This is a genomic window from Pseudomonas sp. EggHat1, assembly GCF_014892995.1.
Taxonomy (GTDB): Bacteria; Pseudomonadota; Gammaproteobacteria; order Pseudomonadales; family Pseudomonadaceae; genus Aquipseudomonas; species Aquipseudomonas chaetocerotis.
In genome coordinates this window covers 41,702-58,989 of record NZ_JACKQK010000017.1, presented here as the reverse complement: position 1 = coordinate 58,989, position 17,288 = coordinate 41,702, and the positions used below count along the sequence as shown (strand labels likewise).

At 62.3% G+C, this 17,288-nt stretch carries 19 protein-coding genes; 9 read left to right on the top strand and 10 right to left on the bottom strand.

Features of this window, described 5'->3' with window-relative positions; translation table 11 throughout:
- Positions 1-2: 2 nt before the first annotated feature.
- From cysW to oscA, 4 genes are all read right to left on the bottom strand, one after another.
- Positions 3-875 (bottom strand): sulfate ABC transporter permease subunit CysW, encoded by an 873-nt coding sequence (gene cysW / locus INS93_RS21705; protein ID WP_160018811.1) that lies wholly within the window; start codon positions 873-875, stop codon positions 3-5.
- Positions 876-885: 10 nt separating this feature from the next.
- On the bottom strand, positions 886-1,704 hold the full coding sequence (cysT, locus tag INS93_RS21700; RefSeq protein WP_108234170.1) for a sulfate ABC transporter permease subunit CysT: 819 nt from the start codon (positions 1,702-1,704) through the stop codon (positions 886-888).
- A gap of 147 nt (positions 1,705-1,851) precedes the next feature.
- Positions 1,852-2,850, bottom strand: a complete 999-nt coding sequence (locus INS93_RS21695; RefSeq protein WP_192985498.1) for a sulfate ABC transporter substrate-binding protein — start codon at positions 2,848-2,850, stop codon at positions 1,852-1,854.
- Between the two features lie 102 nt (positions 2,851-2,952).
- On the bottom strand, positions 2,953-3,135 hold the full coding sequence (oscA, locus tag INS93_RS21690) for a sulfur starvation response protein OscA (protein WP_074682162.1): 183 nt from the start codon (positions 3,133-3,135) through the stop codon (positions 2,953-2,955).
- 245 nt (positions 3,136-3,380) lie between these two features.
- On the opposite strand from oscA, the gene INS93_RS21685 reads away from it, so the two are divergent.
- On the top strand, positions 3,381-3,962 hold the full coding sequence (locus INS93_RS21685) for an RBBP9/YdeN family alpha/beta hydrolase (protein ID WP_192985497.1): 582 nt from the start codon (positions 3,381-3,383) through the stop codon (positions 3,960-3,962).
- Between the two features lie 212 nt (positions 3,963-4,174).
- Here the strand turns inward: INS93_RS21685 and modC are convergent, their stop codons facing one another.
- The 4 genes from modC to INS93_RS21665 form a co-directional block, all read right to left on the bottom strand.
- Entirely contained in the window at positions 4,175-5,299 is a 1,125-nt protein-coding gene (gene modC, locus INS93_RS21680; protein ID WP_192985541.1) for a molybdenum ABC transporter ATP-binding protein, read from the bottom strand.
- Entirely contained in the window at positions 5,299-5,979 is a 681-nt protein-coding gene (gene modB / locus INS93_RS21675; RefSeq protein ID WP_192985496.1) for a molybdate ABC transporter permease subunit, read from the bottom strand. The genes modC and modB overlap by 1 nt, the downstream gene beginning before the upstream one ends.
- Positions 5,980-6,057: 78 nt before the next feature.
- On the bottom strand, positions 6,058-6,813 hold the full coding sequence (modA, locus tag INS93_RS21670) for a molybdate ABC transporter substrate-binding protein (protein ID WP_192985495.1): 756 nt from the start codon (positions 6,811-6,813) through the stop codon (positions 6,058-6,060).
- A 141-nt stretch (positions 6,814-6,954) separates the two neighbouring features.
- Positions 6,955-7,728, bottom strand: a complete 774-nt coding sequence (locus tag INS93_RS21665) for an AraC family transcriptional regulator (RefSeq protein WP_192985494.1) — start codon at positions 7,726-7,728, stop codon at positions 6,955-6,957.
- A gap of 104 nt (positions 7,729-7,832) precedes the next feature.
- On the opposite strand from INS93_RS21665, the gene INS93_RS21660 reads away from it, so the two are divergent.
- The 3 genes from INS93_RS21660 to INS93_RS21650 all read left to right on the top strand — a co-directional run bounded on the left by INS93_RS21660 (position 7,833) and on the right by INS93_RS21650 (position 10,208).
- On the top strand, positions 7,833-9,050 hold the full coding sequence (locus tag INS93_RS21660; protein WP_192985493.1) for an MFS transporter: 1,218 nt from the start codon (positions 7,833-7,835) through the stop codon (positions 9,048-9,050).
- A gap of 53 nt (positions 9,051-9,103) precedes the next feature.
- Positions 9,104-9,751, top strand: coding sequence for a DUF998 domain-containing protein (locus INS93_RS21655; RefSeq protein WP_192985492.1), 648 nt, complete (start codon positions 9,104-9,106; stop codon positions 9,749-9,751).
- 151 nt (positions 9,752-9,902) lie between these two features.
- Positions 9,903-10,208, top strand: coding sequence for an NIPSNAP family protein (locus INS93_RS21650; protein ID WP_125836179.1), 306 nt, complete (start codon positions 9,903-9,905; stop codon positions 10,206-10,208).
- A gap of 72 nt (positions 10,209-10,280) precedes the next feature.
- Here INS93_RS21650 and INS93_RS21645 read toward each other — a convergent pair whose 3' ends face one another.
- Entirely contained in the window at positions 10,281-10,910 is a 630-nt protein-coding gene (locus INS93_RS21645; RefSeq protein ID WP_160018822.1) for a class I SAM-dependent methyltransferase, read from the bottom strand.
- Between the two features lie 174 nt (positions 10,911-11,084).
- Between INS93_RS21645 and INS93_RS21640 the strand changes: the two genes are divergently transcribed.
- Complete coding sequence (locus INS93_RS21640; RefSeq protein WP_125836181.1) at positions 11,085-11,369, top strand: hypothetical protein; 285 nt, start codon at positions 11,085-11,087, stop codon at positions 11,367-11,369.
- Between the two features lie 332 nt (positions 11,370-11,701).
- Positions 11,702-12,943 carry an MFS transporter gene (locus INS93_RS21635; protein ID WP_192985491.1) on the top strand — a complete coding sequence of 414 codons (1,242 nt, stop codon included), beginning with the start codon at positions 11,702-11,704 and terminating at the stop codon, positions 12,941-12,943.
- Positions 12,944-13,108: 165 nt separating this feature from the next.
- On the opposite strand, the gene INS93_RS21630 is transcribed toward INS93_RS21635, so the two are convergent.
- Positions 13,109-13,876: a sulfite exporter TauE/SafE family protein gene (locus INS93_RS21630; RefSeq protein WP_125836183.1), complete on the bottom strand. Its 768-nt coding sequence runs from the start codon at positions 13,874-13,876 to the stop codon at positions 13,109-13,111.
- A 308-nt stretch (positions 13,877-14,184) separates the two neighbouring features.
- Here INS93_RS21630 and INS93_RS21625 point away from each other — a divergent pair, with 308 nt between their 5' ends.
- The 3 genes from INS93_RS21625 (at position 14,185) to INS93_RS21610 (ending at position 17,288) form a co-directional block, all read left to right on the top strand.
- A complete protein-coding gene (locus INS93_RS21625) occupies positions 14,185-15,054 on the top strand; it encodes a LysR family transcriptional regulator (RefSeq protein ID WP_125836184.1) in 870 nt (289 codons plus the stop codon).
- A gap of 503 nt (positions 15,055-15,557) precedes the next feature.
- Positions 15,558-16,892 carry a chromate efflux transporter gene (gene chrA / locus INS93_RS21615; protein ID WP_192985490.1) on the top strand — a complete coding sequence of 445 codons (1,335 nt, stop codon included), beginning with the start codon at positions 15,558-15,560 and terminating at the stop codon, positions 16,890-16,892.
- 306 nt (positions 16,893-17,198) lie between these two features.
- A complete protein-coding gene (locus INS93_RS21610) occupies positions 17,199-17,288 on the top strand; it encodes a hypothetical protein (protein WP_021490657.1) in 90 nt (29 codons plus the stop codon).

Sequence of the window (17,288 nt, the reverse complement as noted above, 5' to 3'; positions counted from 1 at the left end):
GTTTATTCCTCGCCAGCACTGGCTTTGCGGCGGTTGATACGGGATTCGCTCCACTGCTTGAGCAGCAGGATGAACAGCGCCAGAAGCAGCAGCAGGCTGGCAACGCTGAAGGCGGCGACGTGATTGTATTCGTTATAGAGAATCTCGACATGCAGCGGCAGCGTGTTGGTGTAGCCGCGGATGTGCCCGGAGACCACCGATACCGCGCCGAACTCGCCCATCGCCCGGGCGGTGCACAGCACCACGCCGTAGATCAGGCCCCATTTGATATTGGGCAGCGTCACGTGCCAGAACATCTGCCAGCCGTTGGCACCGAGCAGGCGCGCGGCCTCTTCCTCCTGTGTGCCCTGCTCCTGCATCAGCGGGATCAGCTCGCGGGCGACGAAGGGCACGGTGACGAACACGGTGGCGAGGACGATGCCGGGCAGGGCGAAGATGATCTGGATGTCGTGCTCGCGCAACCAGGGGCCGAAGAAGCCCTGGGCGCCGAACAGCAGCACGTAGATCAGACCGGCGATTACCGGTGACACCGAGAACGGCAGGTCGATCAGGGTCACCAGAATGCTCTTGCCGCGAAACTCGTACTTGCTCACGCACCAGGCGGCGGCCACGCCGAACACCAGGTTGAGCGGCACGGCGATGCCCACGGCGAGCAGGGTCAGTTTCAGTGCGCTGATGGCGTCGGGTTCGAGGATCGAGGCGACGAACACGCCGACGCCCTGTTTGAGCGCCTCGGTCGCCACCACGAACAACGGCAGCAGCAGGAAGAAGGCGAACACCAGCCAGGCCGAAATGATCAGCAGGCGGCGGCCCAGGGCGTTACCGCGGCGCGCGGCATTGTTGACGGCGCTGGCCGTCAGGGTTGCAGATGACATGCCTGGCTCCTCAAGAACGGCTGATGCGGCGCTGCAGCAGGTTGATCAGCAGCAGCAGGATGAACGACACCACCAGCATCAGCACACCGATGGCGGTGGCGCCGGCATAGTTGTACTGGTCCAGCTGCACCATGATCAGCAGCGGCAGGATCTCGGTCTTCATCGGCATGTTGCCGGCGATGAAGATCACCGAGCCGTATTCGCCAACGCCACGGGCGAAGGCCAGGGCGAAGCCAGTCAGCCAGGCCGGCAGCAGCGCCGGCAGCAGCACGTGACGCGCCACCTGCAGCGGCTTGGCACCGAGGCAGGCGGCGGCTTCCTCGACCTCGCGCGGGATGTCGGCCAGCACCGGCTGCAGGGTGCGTACGACGAAGGGCAGGGTGACGAAGGTCAGCGCCAGGGTGATACCCAGCGGCGTATAGGCGATCTTGAAACCCAGGGACGTGGCGAACTGGCCGATCAAACCGTTAGGCGCATAGAGCGCGGTCAGGGCGATACCGGCAACGGCTGTGGGCAGGGCGAACGGCAGGTCGATCATCGCTTCGATGATCTTGCGACCGGGGAAGGTGTAGCGCACCAGCACCCAGGCCAGCAGGGTACCGATCACGCCGTTGATGATGGCAGCGAGAAAGGCGGTGCCGAAGCTAAGTTTCAGGGCGGCCAGCACGCGCGGTGAGGAAATGATTGCCCAGAACTGATCCCAGGTGAGCTGGGCAGCGTGGACGAACATGGCACCCAGGGGAATCAGCACCAACAGACTGAGGTACACCAGGGTGTAACCCAGCGTCAGCCCGAAGCCGGGTATGACGGGGGAAGTGCGGCGAGACATGGAGTGAACCTTTACGGAGTAGGGTGCGCCGTGCGCACCATCTGAGTGCGCGCAGCCTAGTGTGTAGGGTGGAAGTCGCTTTTCACTTCCACCAGCGGCACTCGCAGGGGCGATGGTGGATCGGTGAAGCGTGATCCACCCTACGGATCAATGGGCTTGGTAGATCTGGTCGAACACGCCGCCGTCGTTGAAGAACTTCGGCTGAGCGGTTTTCCAGCCATCGAAGTCAGCATCGATGGTTACCAGCTTGAGCTGCGGGAACTGCTTGGCGAACTCGGCCGCCACCGCCTGGTTGCGTGGGCGGTAGAAGTGCTTGGCGGCGATGCGTTGGCCTTCCTCGCTGTACAGGTAGTTGAGGTAGGCCTCGGCGACTTTGCGGGTGCCTTTCTTGTCGACGTTCTGATCGACCACGCTCACCGGCGGTTCGGCGAGGATCGACAGCGACGGCGCGACGATCTCGAAGTTCTCCCCGCCTTCTTCCTTGAGCGCCAGGAAGGCCTCGTTCTCCCAGGCCAGCAGCACGTCGCCGATGCCGTTGTTGACGAAGGTGATGGTCGAGCCGCGGGCGCCGGTATCGAGCACCGGGACGTTCTTGTAGAGCTTCTCGGTGAAGGCCTTGGCCTCGGCTTCGCTGCCGTATTTCTGCTGGGCATAGGCCCAGGCAGCGAGGAAGTTCCAGCGTGCACCACCGGAGGTTTTCGGGTTCGGGGTGATCACTTCCACGCCCGGCTTGACCAGGTCATCCCAGTCCTTCAGGCCTTTCGGGTTGCCCTTGCGCACCAGGAACACGATGGTCGAGGTGTAGGGGGTGCTGGCGTCCGGCAGACGCTCCTGCCAGTTTTCCGGGATCAGCTTGCCGAGCTTGTACAGCTCGTCGATATCGCCGGCCAGAGCGAGGGTCACCACGTCGGCGCGCAGGCCATCGATTACCGCACGGGCCTGCTTGCCCGAGCCACCGTGGGATTGCTGGATGGTCAGCGCTTCGTTGCCCTGGGCCTGCCAGTGCTTGTTGAAGGCGGCGTTGAATTCGGTGTACAGCTCACGGGTCGGGTCGTAGGACACGTTGAGCAGGGTTTGTGCGGCGGCCACCGGGCCGGCGATCAGACTGCTGGCCAGCGCGGCCAGGGCAAAACGACGAAGGGACATGGTGCAGCTCCTAACTGTGAAATTCTTGTGTTGGCGTATTGGGTGTCAGGCGGGGCGATCTTTCTCGAGCCCTCTGGTGGTCCAGTCGGGCCGCATCATGTTTCAGCTGTTCTTGGTACTCGGTTGTTGCAGGCGAATCTTTTCCTTGCGCTCGATCTGCACGACCTGGCCGTTGTGCACGGTGATTTCCACCGAACCGAATTTCAGGCCATGCAGGGCGGTCTGGATCTCGCGGAGGATCACGGCTTCGTCCTGGCCTTCGAGGTTTCTCAGCGTCGCGGTCATTTCCAGGCTCCTTGTGAATAGGTCGCCACGGCGGCGGTATGGAGTACCGACGCTGGCGTGGAGCGGATAGTAGAGAGGCGTAAATATTCTTAAAAATATTGTTTAAGAACATTTATATGCTTTTTGGAAATATAAGGTGTGGTGCGATTTCTTGCTTATATGGAATAAGTAAATAAGTTCTTATTCTTTTTGTAATTGACTCGTGCTGCCTAGACTGACGCCATTCGATTCAAGGAGGCGCCGTCATGGGCAGCGAAGCAATCCGTTATCTGATCCTGCCGGGCTGGCAGGGCTCATCCGAAGAACACTGGCAAAGTCACTGGCAACGCAGCCTGCCTAACAGCGCGCGTGTGGAGCAGAAGGACTGGCTCAACCCGCAGCGTGGCGACTGGGTCACCGCGTTGAACCAGGCAGTCGCCGACGATCCGCGTCCGCTCATCCTCATCGCCCATAGCCTGGGCTGCGTGACGGTGGCGCATTGGGCCGCGCAGGCACCGGTCGAACTGCTGCGCCGTGTGCGCGGTGCGCTGCTGGTGGCGCCGGCCGATGTCGAGCGGCTGGGCTGCCCTGAACCGCTGCAGAATTTTGCGCCGATGCCGCGTGATCTGCTGCCCTTTCCCAGCCTGCTGGTGGGTTCCGACAACGACGCAGCGGCCAGCGCCCTGCGCGCCATGGAGCTGGCGCGGGCCTGGGGTAGCGAGGCGGCGATTCTGAGCGGTGCCGGGCATATCAACGTGAAGTCCGGGCACCGTTACTGGGAGCAGGGCTTCGGCTATCTATATCGCCTGCAGAGCCGCATCGAACAGCAGGCGCGCTTGCGCGCCTGAGACCATTATCGCTGCACCACCTTTTTCATCGCGGCGCACCCCACGGCGTGCACCAACCTGCGTAGGGTGCGCCATGCGCACCGGGTATGCCGCAATTGTCGGGCATCTGCTAATCGCCCCGGATTGCATCCGGACTACGAGCTGGGGGGCATGTGCGCGTGCTCGGTGCGCGTGGCGCACCCCACGGTCGACCGGATCGTTTGTCCCGCACCCTACGGTGCCAACAGCGACACCGACTTGATCTGCGCCCACAGCGCCTGTCCGGCATGAATGCCCAACTGATCGAAGGAGTAGCGGGTGATTCGCGCCAGCAGGCGTTGATCACCGATGCGCAGGGTCAGCAGCATCTGCGCGTCTAGCGCCTGCCAACTTTCCACCGTCGCCAGCAGCAGGTTGAGCAGGCTGCAATCCTCGGCGCGATTGAGCGCCAGGCTGACGTCGCGTGCCTTGATCTTCACCCGAACCTGATGGCCGCTGGGCAGCGCCGTATGGGGCAAGCGCAGGCGCGCCTCGCTGCCAGGTAGTTGAAGCTCCAGCAGATCGTAGGCGGCATCGTGGCCGCAGACTTGGCCGTCGATCACCGCTTCGGCATCCTCGTCGCTGGCGAAGGGCAGGTCGGCGCGCAGCAGGGTTTCCTTGAGCGGGCCGCTGGCGCGCACCTGGCCTTCGTCGAGCAGCACCAGATGATCGGCCAGGCGCGCCACTTCGTCCGGCGCATGGCTGACGTAGAGTACGGGGATGTCCAGCTCTTCGTGCAGCCTCTCCAGATAGGGCAGCACTTCCTGCTTGCGCTTGAGGTCCAGCGAAGCCAGCGGCTCGTCCATCAGCAGCAGGCGCGGGCTGGTGACCAGCGCACGGGCGATGCCGACGCGCTGGCGTTCGCCACCGGACAGCGCCGAGGGCATGCGCTCGAGCAGATGGCCGATGCCCAGCAGCTGCAGTGCCTGATCCAACGCCACCTTGCGCTGCGCGGCGGGGATGCGCCGTTGGCCGTACTCTAGATTCTTGCGCACGCTCAGGTGCGGGAACAGGTTGGCGTCCTGGAATACGTAACCGATGGCCCGCTTGTGTGCGGGCAGAAAGAACCCGCGCTCACTGTCTTGCCAGAGCTCGCCAGCGACCTGCAGGTAGCCCTGCTGCGGGCGATCCAGCCCGGCGAAGCAGCGCAGGCAACTGGTCTTGCCCGAACCGGAATGGCCGAACAGCGCGCTGACGCCGCGCCCGGGCAGGTCGAGGTCGACGTCCAGGGTGAAGCCCGGATGCCTGACCAGAAAGCGCGCGCGAATGCGTCCATCGTCAATGACGACAGGCGCCGAGGCCTTGCCGAAACCGAACATCACAGTGCCCTCATCCGGGTGCTGCGCCCGCTGTACAACGCCAGCAGAACGATGAAGGAGAACGCCACCATGCCACCGGCCAGCCAGTGCGCCTGGGCGTAGTTCATGGTTTCCACGTGGTTGTATATCTGCACCGAGACCACCTGGGTCTTGCCAGGGATATTGCCGCCGATCATCAGCACCACGCCGAACTCACCGATGGTATGGGCGAAGCTGAGAATGGCGGCGGTGATGAAGCCTGGGCGGGCCAGCGGCAGCACGACGCTGAAGAAGCTGTCCCAGGGATTGGCGCGCAAGGTCGCAGCAGCCTCCAGCGGACCACGGCCGATGGCCTCGAAGGCGTTCTGCAACGGCTGCACGACGAAGGGCAGGGAATAGAAGATCGAACCGATCACCAGGCCGGTAAAGGTGAAAGTGAAGGTGCCGAGACCCAGGCTTTGCGTCAGTTGGCCGAAGAAACCGTTGGGCCCCATGCTTACCAGCAGGTAGAAGCCGATCACCGTCGGTGGCAGCACCAGCGGTAGCGCCACCACGGCACCGACCGGGCGCTTGAGACAGGAGTCGGTGCGCGCCAGCCACAGGGCGATGGGCGTGCCGATGATCAGCAGCAGCACGGTGGTCAGCGAGGCCAGCTCGAGGGTCAGCAGGATCGCATCGAGGTCGTTCTTGGACAGCGGCATGGGTGGGTTCCGGTGGCAGAAGTAGCCCGGATGCAATCCGGGGCATGCTCAGGCGGATGGCCCCGGATTTCATCCGGGCTACGGCAGTTTATAGCCGAACGATTCGATCACCCTGGTCGCTTCCGGGCCTTTCAGATACTCGACCAGTGCGACGGCGGCCGGGTTGTTCGCGCCCTGCTTGAGCATCACCGCGTCCTGCCTGATCGGGTCGTACATGGCGTCCGGGACGATCCAGGCCGAGCCGCTGCTGAGCTGGCCGTCCTTGTACACCTGCGACAGCGCGACGAAACCCAGCTCGGCGTTACCGCTGGAGACGAACTGATGCGCCTGGGTGATGTTCTGGCCCTCCACCAGCTTGCCCTTGACCGCTTCGCTCAGGCTCAGCTTGTCCAGCACCTGCATCGCTGCCAGGCCATAGGGCGCGGCCTTGGGGTTGGCGATGGACAGGTGCCTGAACTGGCCGGCTTTCAGCGCTGCGTCCGTGCCGTCGAGGTAGCTGGCATCGGCCGACCACAGCACCAGGCTGCCGATGGCGTAGGTGAAGCGCGAGCCGGGCACGGTCGCGTCCTCGCGTTCCAGCCTGGCCGGCGTCGTGTCGTCGGCTGCGAGCAGTACATCGAACGGCGCACCATTCCTGATCTGCGCGTAGAACTGCCCGGTGGCACCGAAGGATGCGAGCAGCTTGTACCCGCTGGCCTTCTCGAAGGCAGGCGCGATGGCCTGCATTGGTGCGGTGAAGTTGGCGGCGACCGCGACTTTGACCTCGTCGGCGATGGCGCCGCTGGCGAAGACCAGGCCGAGGGCGAGAAGGCTGTGCTTGAGAGGCTTGAGCATGAGTATTTCTCGTGGCGTCGATCCTGACGACAGACCGGATGCGCAATCCTACATCGTTATGTTTATTTGTATATAGCGGTTGTTGAAGTGGCTAATGAGTGTCGTCGGCATGCTGCGAGCAAGCGTTGGGCAGCCTCAGCATCACTTGAAGAACTGGCTGGGCGTCGTGCCGAACTGCTTCTTGAACATGGTGGCGAAGGCGCTGGGGCTTTCGTAGCCCAGCTCCCCGGCGATGTCGATGATCTTCTCGCCCAGGGCGATGCGCTCCAGGGCCAACAACAGGCGCGCTTGCTGGCGCCATTGGCCGAAGGTCATGCCGGTGCCCTTCTGGAACAGGCGCTGGATGGTTTTCTCGTCCAGACACAGGCGGGTGCTCCATTCAGCCAGGGTGGAGGCGTCGCCAGGATCGTTCTGCAGCGTCGCGCAGATCGCCTGGATGCGTGGGTCGGCCGGCTGCGGCAGGTGCAGCGGCAGGGTCGGCAGGATGCGCAATTCATCGAGGATCAGGCGCATCACCCGCGCCTCGCGCGAGTCGTCGGCATAGGGCTGGGTGATCGCCACGGCGGCGCGTATCAGCTCGCTGAGCAGCGGTGAGATGGCCACGGCGCGGCACTCGGCGGGCATGTCCGCCAGGCTGTCGGGGCGCACGAAGACGCTGCGCATTCGCACGCTGCCGATGCAGCGGATCGCATGCACCTGGCCGCAGGGCATCCAGATGCCTCGGCTCGGCGGCACCGTCCACTGGTTCAGCGCCGAAGTCACCACCATCACCCCGGAGATGGCGTAGATCAGCTGGTGCTTGTTGCGGTGCGAGTGCGGCTCGATGACGGCGTTGATCGGGTAATCGGTGGCGCTGCTGCTGACAAGCCAGGGGGAAGCGTCGATCTCGGCCAGCAACTTGTCAGCTAAGCGCATGAGGATGCCTTTTTTTCGAGGGTTGCTGCCCTGTCTTCGTGAGACAGGCGATTGGGCGCAGCCTAGCATAGCGCCGTTCCTCACCTCGTTCGGAAGCTTCAAGCATGTCCAGCAGTCCTGCCGCTACGCCCCTGGCCGCTGCCTCGCCCGTCAGCCAGGCCAGCCCTCTGGTGATGCGCGTGATCGGCGCCTGCGCCCTGGCGCACCTGATCAACGACCTGATCCAGGCGGTGTTGCCCGCCATCTACCCGATGCTCAAGCTCAACTACGGCCTGAGCTTCGCCCAGATCGGTCTGATCACCCTGACCTTCCAGCTCACCGCCTCGCTGCTGCAGCCCTGGGTGGGCTATCACACCGACCGCCATCCCAAGCCCTGGCTGTTGCCGGCCGGTTCGCTGTGTACCCTGGTCGGCATCCTCATGTTGGCCTTCGTCGGCAGCTTTCCGGCGATCCTCATGGCCGCAGCATTGGTGGGCATCGGTTCCTCGACCTTCCATCCCGAGGCGTCGCGCATCGCCCGCCTCGCATCGGGCGGCCGCTACGGCCTGGCGCAGTCCACCTTCCAGGTCGGCGGCAACGCCGGTACCGCCTTCGGCCCGCTGCTGGCGGCGGCGATCATCATTCCCTACGGCCAGGGTAACGTCGCCTGGTTCGGCCTGTTCGCCGCTTTCGCCATCGTCGTGCTATATGGCCTGAGCCGTTGGTATCGCCACCACCTGACGCTGTTCAAACTCAAGCAGGGCGGCATGGCCACTCATGGCCTGTCGTCCGGGCGGGTGAAGTTCGCCTTGCTGATCCTGGCGCTGTTGGTGTTCTCCAAATACTTCTACATGGCCAGCTTCACCAGCTATTTCACCTTCTTCCTGATCGAGAAGTTCGACCTGTCGGTGGCCAGCTCGCAGCTCTACCTGTTCCTGTTCCTCGGCGCGGTGGCGGCCGGCACCTTCTTCGGCGGGCCGATCGGCGACCGCATCGGGCGCAAGCAGGTGATCTGGTTCTCCATCCTCGGCGTGGCGCCGTTCTCCCTGCTGTTGCCGCACGTCGACCTGTTCTGGACCGGCGTGCTGAGCATGGTGATCGGCTTCATCCTGGCCTCGGCGTTCTCCGCCATCGTGGTCTTCGCCCAGGAGCTGATGCCTGGCAACGTCGGCATGATCGCCGGGCTGTTCTTCGGTCTGATGTTCGGCTTTGGTGGTATTGGCGGAGCGCTGCTCGGCTACCTGGCGGACATCCACGGCATCGAGGAGGTGTTCCTGTTGTGCTCCTTCCTGCCGCTGCTGGGCATCCTCACTGCGCTGCTGCCGTCGCTCAAGACCCGTTAGCCGACTCACCGCAGGGGCAATGGGCCCCCACTACCCGCAAGGAGCAGGGACGAATGAAAAACCTTGATCGGATGTTGCTTGGCCTGGGCGTGCTGATACCGTTCTGGCTGTTCTTCGGCGTGTTGCTGACGGCGCTGGCGTACCCCGATTACAGCCATCTGGATCAGGCCATGAGCCAGCTTGGAGCGCAGGGCTCACCCACCCAGGGCTTCTCGGCCTGGGTCAATAACCTGCCGCTGGGCGTGCTCTTTGTGCTCTTCGCCGTGGGCGTGCTGCGTCGGCTGCGCGGCTCGCGGCTGGCGCTGCTCAGTGCCGGGCTGATTCTCGTCCATGGGCTGGCCAGCTTCGCCACTGGTTATTTCCCCTGCGACCAGGGATGTGCGCCAGTACAGCCGTCCTTCTCGCAGCAGATGCACAACCTGGCCGGGCTGGTGATGTTCCTATCGCTGACCCTGGCCAGCCTGCTCTGGGCCTTTGCGAGTAAACGCCTGATGGGCGCTCGCGGCTTCGGTCTGTTTTCCCTCGCCTGCACCGTGTTGGCCGTGGCCACTGTGGTGCTGATGGCCCAGGCCGTCGAGACCGGGCATTCGTTCGGCCTGTACCAGCGCATCAATTACGGTATCTCGGTGATCTGGGTCGCAGGCCTGGCGCTGATGTTGTCGCGAAGCCGTGCCGGTTCCTTCCAGCCAGGTGCAACTTGAAGCGCTTCGCGGGCACTGGGGCGCCGATGCTCGGTGCTCTGCTGCGGGCGGTTGTTGGCGAAGGCGATTTCGTTCCGTAGCAGCTGCATCTGCCGGCCGAGCCGTGTTTATATCGCGCGCTCATCGAACATGCCCGCAAGGAAGGACTGCCATGATCACTTGCTACCTGCGCTACATCGTCGACCCCTACAAACTCGAGGAATTCGAGCGCTACGCGAAACTGTGGATTCCCTTGGTAGAGAAATTCGGCGGTACGCACCATGGCTATTTCCTGCCGTCCGAGGGTGCCAATAACGTCGCGCTGGCACTGTTCAGTTTTCCCAGCCTGACTGACTACGAGCGCTACCGTCAGGATTCATTCGTCGACGCCGAGTGCCAGGCGGCGTTCAAGTACGCCGAGGAGACGCGCTGCGTCCTCAGCTACGAGCGCAGCTTCTTCCGCCCTGTACTCGACTAGGGCGAGGCAGGGAACTACCAGGCGCCTGGCTGTCCCGAGCGAACGCCCTGGCATGCCTTGCGGCGGTGAGCCTCAACCGAGTCGCCGCCACACGCTGGCCAGCCAGGGTTGCTGGTCGCGTGGCAGGCCGGCGGGGCGGTAGTAATGCTCCAGTTCGACGAAGCCGGCCGCCGTGAGTCGTGCGCGCCAGCGTTCGAGGTCGTGGTAGCTGCCGTAGCGCGGGCCGTTCCAGCCTTCCTGATTCTCGCCGCGCGGGTTGGAGCTGAACAGCACACCACCGGCCTTGAGCGCCGCATGCAGCTCGCCGAGCACGCGCGGCAGCTCCTGATCCGGCACGTGGAACAGGCTGGCGTTGGCGAAGATGCCGTCGAAATGTCCAGCCGGCAGGTCCAGTTCGAGAAAGCTCTGCTGCCACACCTCGCAGCCGCTATCGGCACGCGCCATGGCGACGAACTCGGCGCAGCCATCGAGGCCGACGGCGGTATGGCCGAGGCCGCTGAAGGTGCGCAGGTCACGCCCTGGCCCACAGCCGAAATCGAGGATACGCCAGGGCTTTTCAGCTTCGATATGACGCAGCAGGGCGGCAATGTTCTGGCTCACATCATGGTCGCGCGTGCCCTCGCGAAAATCCTCGGCGCTGCTCTGGTAGTGGGCCAGGGTGAGAGCGCTGATTTGCGCGAGTTCATCGGGGCTCAGGGGCATGGTGAGGTTCCGGTAAAAGAGCGCATTAAAACCGTTTGGTGGGGCGCACGGCCAGAGGCGGCATGCCCCTTGGTCGATGGCAATGAACCCGCGTACCGCTTGCACAGTCCCATTTCCTGAGGGGTGTAGACCGGCTGGCTGCAGTCGGGCACCCACAATCAAGGAGATAACGCGATGGTTACGCACTACAAAGTCTCTGGCCACCTAGCCTGTGGTTCTCATGGTGAAAAGCTGCCCGCCACCACCGAATTGGCCAAGGTCAAATGCCGCAATTGCCGTAAGACCGAAGTGTTCACCGAAGCTCGACGTAACTCACGCAATGCCGCGCGCCGTGCCGCCCGCCGCGAGAAGGCTGCCCGCGCCATCAACGACTGGCGCACTTCCTGGGAGGCGCGTCTGGCTGCCTTGCCAGGCCCGCAGCGTCTGCCGCGAGGTTTCGGCGACCAGGCATTCGTCTAGCCTGGATATTGGCGGGAGGAATGACCTCCCGCATCCCCCGAGCTGCCAACACCTGCAGGAGCCGCCCCAGCGGCGAATGGAGCCGGCAACTCACTATTGCGATACGGCCGTACCCGTCTTCGCGCCGGGGCGGCGCTCCTACAGTGACCGAACCAGGCGCGGCACCCTGCGTTGTCCGGTAAGGCGCTCGTGTGTGTCTGACGCCACCGCGTAGTCCAGGGCGTGATCTGCGCAACAGCCTGTTCTCGGGTTTGCCCCGTGGCGGAGCTTTGCCTTAGATTGGCCGGCTAACTTCGTCCGGCACTGGCCGGTCCTGCCTCGAGATTTTCGCCGTGTCCGCTGCCCCTGTTTCCGTCTACCGACTTCCCGGTTTCCTGCCGTTTCTCATCGCCCGCATCGTGGTGGTGTTCGCCGTTCAGATCCAGGCCATCGTGGTGGCCTGGCAGGTCTACGATCTGACGCGCGATCCGCTGTCGCTGGCCTATGTCGGCCTGGCCCAGTTCATTCCCATGCTGGTGCTGCTGATGCCCGCCGGCGACCTGATCGACCGCTACGACCGCAAGTTGATCCTCATGCTCAGTTGGCTGGTCGAGGGCGTGTGTGCGGCGGTGTTGCTGTGGTTGTCGCTGAGCGAGGCGGCGGTCAGTTGGTACTACGCGGTGCTGGTGCTTTACGGCTGTGGCCGCGCCTTCACCGGGCCGGCGCTATCGAGCCTGTTGCCGCAGATCGTGCCGCGCGAACGCCTGGCTGCGGCCATTGCGGCCAACAGCATGATCATGCGCGGCGCGACCATTTCCGGCCCGGTGATCGGCGGTGGCCTGTACGCCATCGGTGGCGGCGGGTTGACCTACTCGGTGTGCTTGGCCTGCTTCCTCGCTGGCTCCGCACTGCTGCTGCGGGTACCGGTGCGCTACGCGGAAAAAATGCAGGCGCTGGAGTCCACTGCCTGGGCGCGTTTTACTGCTGGCATCCACTTCATCCGCACGCGGCCGATCATCCTCGGCACCATCTCGCTGGACCTGTTCGCCGTGCTGCTGGGTGGCGTGATAGCGCTGCTGCCGATCTACGCCCAGGAAGTGCTGGAAGTCGGGCCGACGGGCCTTGGTCTGCTGCGCAGCGCCATGGCCATCGGCGAGGTATCGGTGGGTTTGTACCTGAGCATGAAGCCGTTCAACCGCCATGTCGGCCTGGTGATGTTCGGCGCGGTCGCGCTGTTCGGCGTGGCCAACCTGGTGTTCGCGCTGTCCAGCCTGTTCTGGCTATCGTTCGCCGCGATGGTGGTGGCCGGTGGTGCGGACATGGTGAGCATGTACATCCGCTCCTCACTGGTGCAGTTCTCCACCCCGGACACCATGCGTGGCCGGGTCAACGCGGTGAACATGCTGTTCATCGGTTCTTCCAACGAGCTCGGCGAATTCCGCGCCGGCACCAGCGCCGCCTGGTTCGGCGTGGTGCCGGCGGCGCTGATCGGCTGCGCCTGCACCCTGACCGTGACTGGCGGCTGGATGCTCGGCTTCAAGAGCCTGCGCAAGGTGAATCGCTTCGAGGATGCGTCGCCGGGGAAGGTGAACTAGCGTCGTCGTTTTGAGGCGTAGCCCGGATGAAATCCGGGGCCTTTATCTGTTCGAGGCATCGAGGCATGGTGGGCCTGGAACCAATAGTTTCATTCGTATGAGCGTTCGCTGATTAAAGCGCATGGCACGGGTTGAGCATCGAGGCCCTTCAGGAGGGCTGAATGATCAGAAAAATAGGGAAAGCCCCATTCTGCCAATCAGGAAGAGCAGCAAAATGAGGAAAAATATCCGGATGAAGCCACTCCCGTAACGCAGGGCCAAGAAAACGCCCGTCAGTGCTCCGGCGATATTGCACAGGCCTACGATGCCGCCTGCCAGCCATAACACATTGCCTGATGGCGCGAAGAACAGCAGCGCCGCGCTGAACGTCCCCAGGTTGATGAGCTTGGCGGAGGCCGAAGCGTTCAGGAAATCAAAACCGAAGAACCTGACGAATACGAAAAGCAAGAGGCTGCCACTGCCGGGGCCGAATACGCCATCGTAAAAACCGAGTAGTGCACCGAAGAATATGCCGAGCAGAATATCTCGCCTGCCATGTTGCAGGTTGCCCTGGTGTTGTCCAAAGTCCTTCCTGACAAAGGTATGGATGGCCATGGCGATCAGGAGCACAAAGACGACATATTCCATGAGTGCTTTGGGAATGAGCGATACCGAAAGGGCGCCCAGGAAAGAAAATACGAAGGCAGAAATCATCGTGGGTAGCATGAGCGTCCAGACGATATTTATTCTTCTCAGGTAGCCCGAGATAGACGAAATATTTCCCAGTAATACCGCCAGTTTGTTCGTGCCGAACACGGTGGCCAAACTATGTTGCGGTAATGCATGCAAAAGTGCAGGCACTTGCACAAGGCCGCCGCCGCCAACTGCCGCATCAATCAGTCCACCGCAGAACGCAAAGAAACCGAGTGCAACGATGACGTACTCAAAGCTCATCATGCATTTCCCTGTTTGGGGATATTAGGGGCGGTGACATACAGGGCTATCCATTGACAGGTTGTAACGGTGTGGGTATTTCGCTTATAGGGCGAAACGGAATACCCATGCGTGTATTTAAACGGGCGTTGTCATGCGTTTAGCGCATGGTGAAGTCCATGGAAGGAATTATCCTTAAAGGAATTGCATATTAAATGCGGTGCTTGCTCAATACGGCTGAGTTGGCTCGACAACGCTAAGTTGATTGAGTGCGCTGAACAAGTAACTTATAGTCAGTTGTCTATTCACTTTTAGTGAGCGGTGTTGCAATGGAATTGTCACAGCTGAAAATGTTCAAGGTGGTTGCCGACCACGGCAGCATCGTACAGGCCGCTAAAGTGTTGCACTGCGTTCCCTCGAATATTACGAACCGCCTCAAGCTCCTTGAGCAGGAGTTGGGTGTGGCTCTATTCATTCGTAAAGGGCGAGGGCTTGTCATCAGCCCCTCGGGCGAGTTGTTTCTCGGCTATGCCAATAAGATTCTGGCTGTGTGTCAGGAAGCCAAAAGAGCACTTGCCCCGGATGCAGTGCCCTCTGGTGTGCTGAAGATCGGTGCTATCGAGTCCGCAGCCACAGGGCGATTACCGATTTTATTATCCAAGTACCATCATCTTTATCCCGATGTGCAGATGCAATTCAGCACCGGAACATGGTCTCAATTAATCAATGATGTGGTAGGGCATAACCTGGATGGTGCAATCATCGCAGTCCATACAACACATCCAGATATTGCTCAGGTGGAGGTCTATAAGGAACCGCTGGTCATGATTGCATCTCCCTCTGTCGGGGTAATACGTACGCCACAGGATTTAGAGCAGATGAACATATTCATGTGGCCCGAGGGGTGCCCATATCGGCGTGCACTGGAAGGATGGCTGAATGAGCACAATGTATCGGCTACCATCACCAGCATCGCCAGTTATGGAACCATCCTCGGCTGCGTCAGTGCCGGGGCAGGCGTTTCCCTGGTACCTGTAGGGGTTTTCGAACAGTTCAAGAAAATTGGGAATATCAGTGGCTATACCTTTAGCCAGTTATCGCCTGTGCAGAATTATTTTGTATGGAACAAGCATGTAGGTTTTCACCGAGCCAAGGATGCATTTGCTGAGTTGCTGCAGAATGAGTTTAAAAGGCTATAAACCTGATGGTGGAACTGGCCGCCCGCTACGAGATCGCCGTGCTGCTGGTCACCCATGACCTCGACGAAGCCTCCTACCTCAGCGACGCACGTGCTGGCCCTTCGTAGCCCGGGTCCAGACCTCTCAATAACCACCCACAAATTCTGTTAACAGCGCTGTGGATAACCTTTGCAAAAGCCCTCTGCGCCTAGCATTCAAGCGGGCCTCGGCGGGCCGCTCAACTTTTGTCCAATGATGCTTTGCTGGCGTTATCGCCAGTCGGAATATCGCTTTTAATCAATCACTTGGCTCTGGTTTTCAACAGCGGGGCAGAGCGGTGGCGGGCTGCCGGGTGTCGTGCACAGAAACTGGGGAAAGCGCTGTGGATAAGATGCGGGAAAACTCTTCCAGCCCAGGTGGGGCAAGGGCTGCGTGGGGCTGGTGGTTTTTCGTTCGATGTCGTGCGGTTGTCATGTTTCGTGGCTATAGTGCCCGGTCGATTTATCCGCCGATGGAGCCCGCCGATGTCCGATTCATCTGAACGCCCCGCCTCTGTCAGTCTGCTGCAGGCCTTCTGGTTCTGGCTGAAGCTGGGGCTGATCAGTTTCGGTGGGCCGGCGGGGCAGATTTCGATCATGCACCAGGAGTTGGTGGAGAAGCGCCGCTGGCTGTCAGAGCGGCGCTTTCTGCATGCGCTGAACTACTGCATGTTGCTGCCCGGGCCGGAGGCGCAACAGTTGGCCACTTACATCGGCTGGCTGATGCACCGCACCTGGGGCGGGGTGATTGCCGGGTCGCTGTTCGTGCTGCCGTCGCTGTTTATCCTGATCGCGCTGTCCTGGGTCTATCTGGTGTTCGGCGACGTACCGTTGGTGGCGGGGATCTTCTACGGCATCAAGCCGGCGGTGACGGCCATCGTGGTGCAGGCGGCCTGGCGCATCGGCGGGCGGGTGTTGAAGAACGCCTGGCTGTGGGCCATCGCGGCGGCGGCCTTCGTCGCTATCTTCGCGCTGCAGCTGCCGTTCCCGCTGATCGTGCTGGGCGCCGCGCTGGTCGGGTACATCGGTGGGCGACTGGCGCCGCAGCACTTCGCGGTCGGTGGTGGCCATGGCGAGAAGGTCGGAGCGCATGCGCCGGCATTGATCGATGACGAGACGCGCCTGGCGCACACGCATTTTCGCTCCAGCCGGCTGGCGCTGATCCTGTTGGTCGGTGCGGTGCTCTGGTTGCTGCCGATGGGCCTGCTGACCCTGGCGTTCGGCTGGCAGGGCACGCTGACGCAGATGGGCTGGTTCTTCACCAAGGCGGCGCTGCTGACCTTCGGCGGAGCCTATGCGGTGCTGCCCTACGTGTATCAAGGCGCCATCGAGCATTACGGCTGGCTGACGCCGCGACAGATGATCGATGGCCTGGCGCTGGGCGAGACCACGCCAGGGCCGTTGATCATGGTGGTGGCGTTTGTCGCGTTCGTCGGTGCCTATGGCCAGCCGGTGTTCGGCGGCGATTCGGCCTTCGCCAGCGGGGCGTTGGCGGCGGTGCTGGTCACCTGGTTCACCTTCCTGCCGTCATTTTTGTTCATCCTCGCCGGCGGGCCGCTGGTGGAGTCGACCCACGGTCAGTTGCAGTTCACCGCGCCGCTGACCGGGATCACGGCCGCCGTGGTGGGGGTGATCCTCAACCTGGCGCTGTTCTTCGGTTATCACGTGCTCTGGCCCGAGGGTTTCACCGGCACGTTCGATTGGGTGTCGGCGTTGATTACCCTCGGTGCGGCGTTGGCCCTGTTCGCCCTCAAGCGTGGGGTGATCGAGACCATTGCTGGTTGCGCTGTAGTCGGGCTGGTGGCGTATCTGTTGGTTTGATGGGTGGGTTTGGCATCGCTTGGTGGGTTACGCGGCGCGCGGAGTGGGTACGTGGCCGTGGTAGTGGTGCTCTGCGCCGCTAACCCACCCTACGGGAGCGCGCTGCCAGGGCTTTTGTGGGAGGGGCTTTAGCCGCGACAGCCGCTAGGCCTGGACAAGTCGCCGCTGAGGCACCTCCCACAGGGCTGATCCCACTGCATCAATACGATTTCTTTACGCCCCGGCGGCGGGGTGCCAATCGAATCTTTACGGCCAGCCTTTCGACAATGCTCGCGAGCGGATTCCCCGCATCGTGGAGCTTTGGACATGAACGCAATCGATGGTGTGTCGCTGATCCTGGTGGTCGGCCTCTTCGCCTACCTGCTGTCGGCGCTGCTGACCGCCGGGCGTGGCTGA

Bases quoted from the DNA above. Each gene is read 5' to 3' on its own strand.
- cysW (WP_160018811.1), bottom strand. From the start codon at position 875: ATGTCATCTGCAACCCTGACGGCCAGCGCCGTCAACAATGCCGCGCGC.
- oscA (WP_074682162.1), bottom strand. From the start codon at position 3,135: ATGACCGCGACGCTGAGAAACCTCGAAGGCCAGGACGAAGCCGTGATC.
- modC (WP_192985541.1), bottom strand. From the start codon at position 5,299: ATGTTCGGTTTCGGCAAGGCCTCGGCGCCTGTCGTCATTGACGATGGA.
- INS93_RS21695 (WP_192985498.1), bottom strand. From the start codon at position 2,850: ATGTCCCTTCGTCGTTTTGCCCTGGCCGCGCTGGCCAGCAGTCTGATC.
- INS93_RS21630 (WP_125836183.1), bottom strand. From the start codon at position 13,876: ATGAGCTTTGAGTACGTCATCGTTGCACTCGGTTTCTTTGCGTTCTGC.
- INS93_RS21645 (WP_160018822.1), bottom strand. From the start codon at position 10,910: ATGCCCCTGAGCCCCGATGAACTCGCGCAAATCAGCGCTCTCACCCTG.
- INS93_RS21660 (WP_192985493.1), top strand. From the start codon at position 7,833: ATGTCCAGCAGTCCTGCCGCTACGCCCCTGGCCGCTGCCTCGCCCGTC.
- INS93_RS21655 (WP_192985492.1), top strand. From the start codon at position 9,104: ATGAAAAACCTTGATCGGATGTTGCTTGGCCTGGGCGTGCTGATACCG.
- INS93_RS21650 (WP_125836179.1), top strand. From the start codon at position 9,903: ATGATCACTTGCTACCTGCGCTACATCGTCGACCCCTACAAACTCGAG.
- INS93_RS21685 (WP_192985497.1), top strand. From the start codon at position 3,381: ATGGGCAGCGAAGCAATCCGTTATCTGATCCTGCCGGGCTGGCAGGGC.
- cysT (WP_108234170.1), bottom strand. From the start codon at position 1,704: ATGTCTCGCCGCACTTCCCCCGTCATACCCGGCTTCGGGCTGACGCTG.
- INS93_RS21665 (WP_192985494.1), bottom strand. From the start codon at position 7,728: ATGCGCTTAGCTGACAAGTTGCTGGCCGAGATCGACGCTTCCCCCTGG.
- INS93_RS21610 (WP_021490657.1), top strand. From the start codon at position 17,199: ATGAACGCAATCGATGGTGTGTCGCTGATCCTGGTGGTCGGCCTCTTC.
- INS93_RS21625 (WP_125836184.1), top strand. From the start codon at position 14,185: ATGGAATTGTCACAGCTGAAAATGTTCAAGGTGGTTGCCGACCACGGC.
- modA (WP_192985495.1), bottom strand. From the start codon at position 6,813: ATGCTCAAGCCTCTCAAGCACAGCCTTCTCGCCCTCGGCCTGGTCTTC.
- INS93_RS21640 (WP_125836181.1), top strand. From the start codon at position 11,085: ATGGTTACGCACTACAAAGTCTCTGGCCACCTAGCCTGTGGTTCTCAT.
- modB (WP_192985496.1), bottom strand. From the start codon at position 5,979: ATGCCGCTGTCCAAGAACGACCTCGATGCGATCCTGCTGACCCTCGAG.
- chrA (WP_192985490.1), top strand. From the start codon at position 15,558: ATGTCCGATTCATCTGAACGCCCCGCCTCTGTCAGTCTGCTGCAGGCC.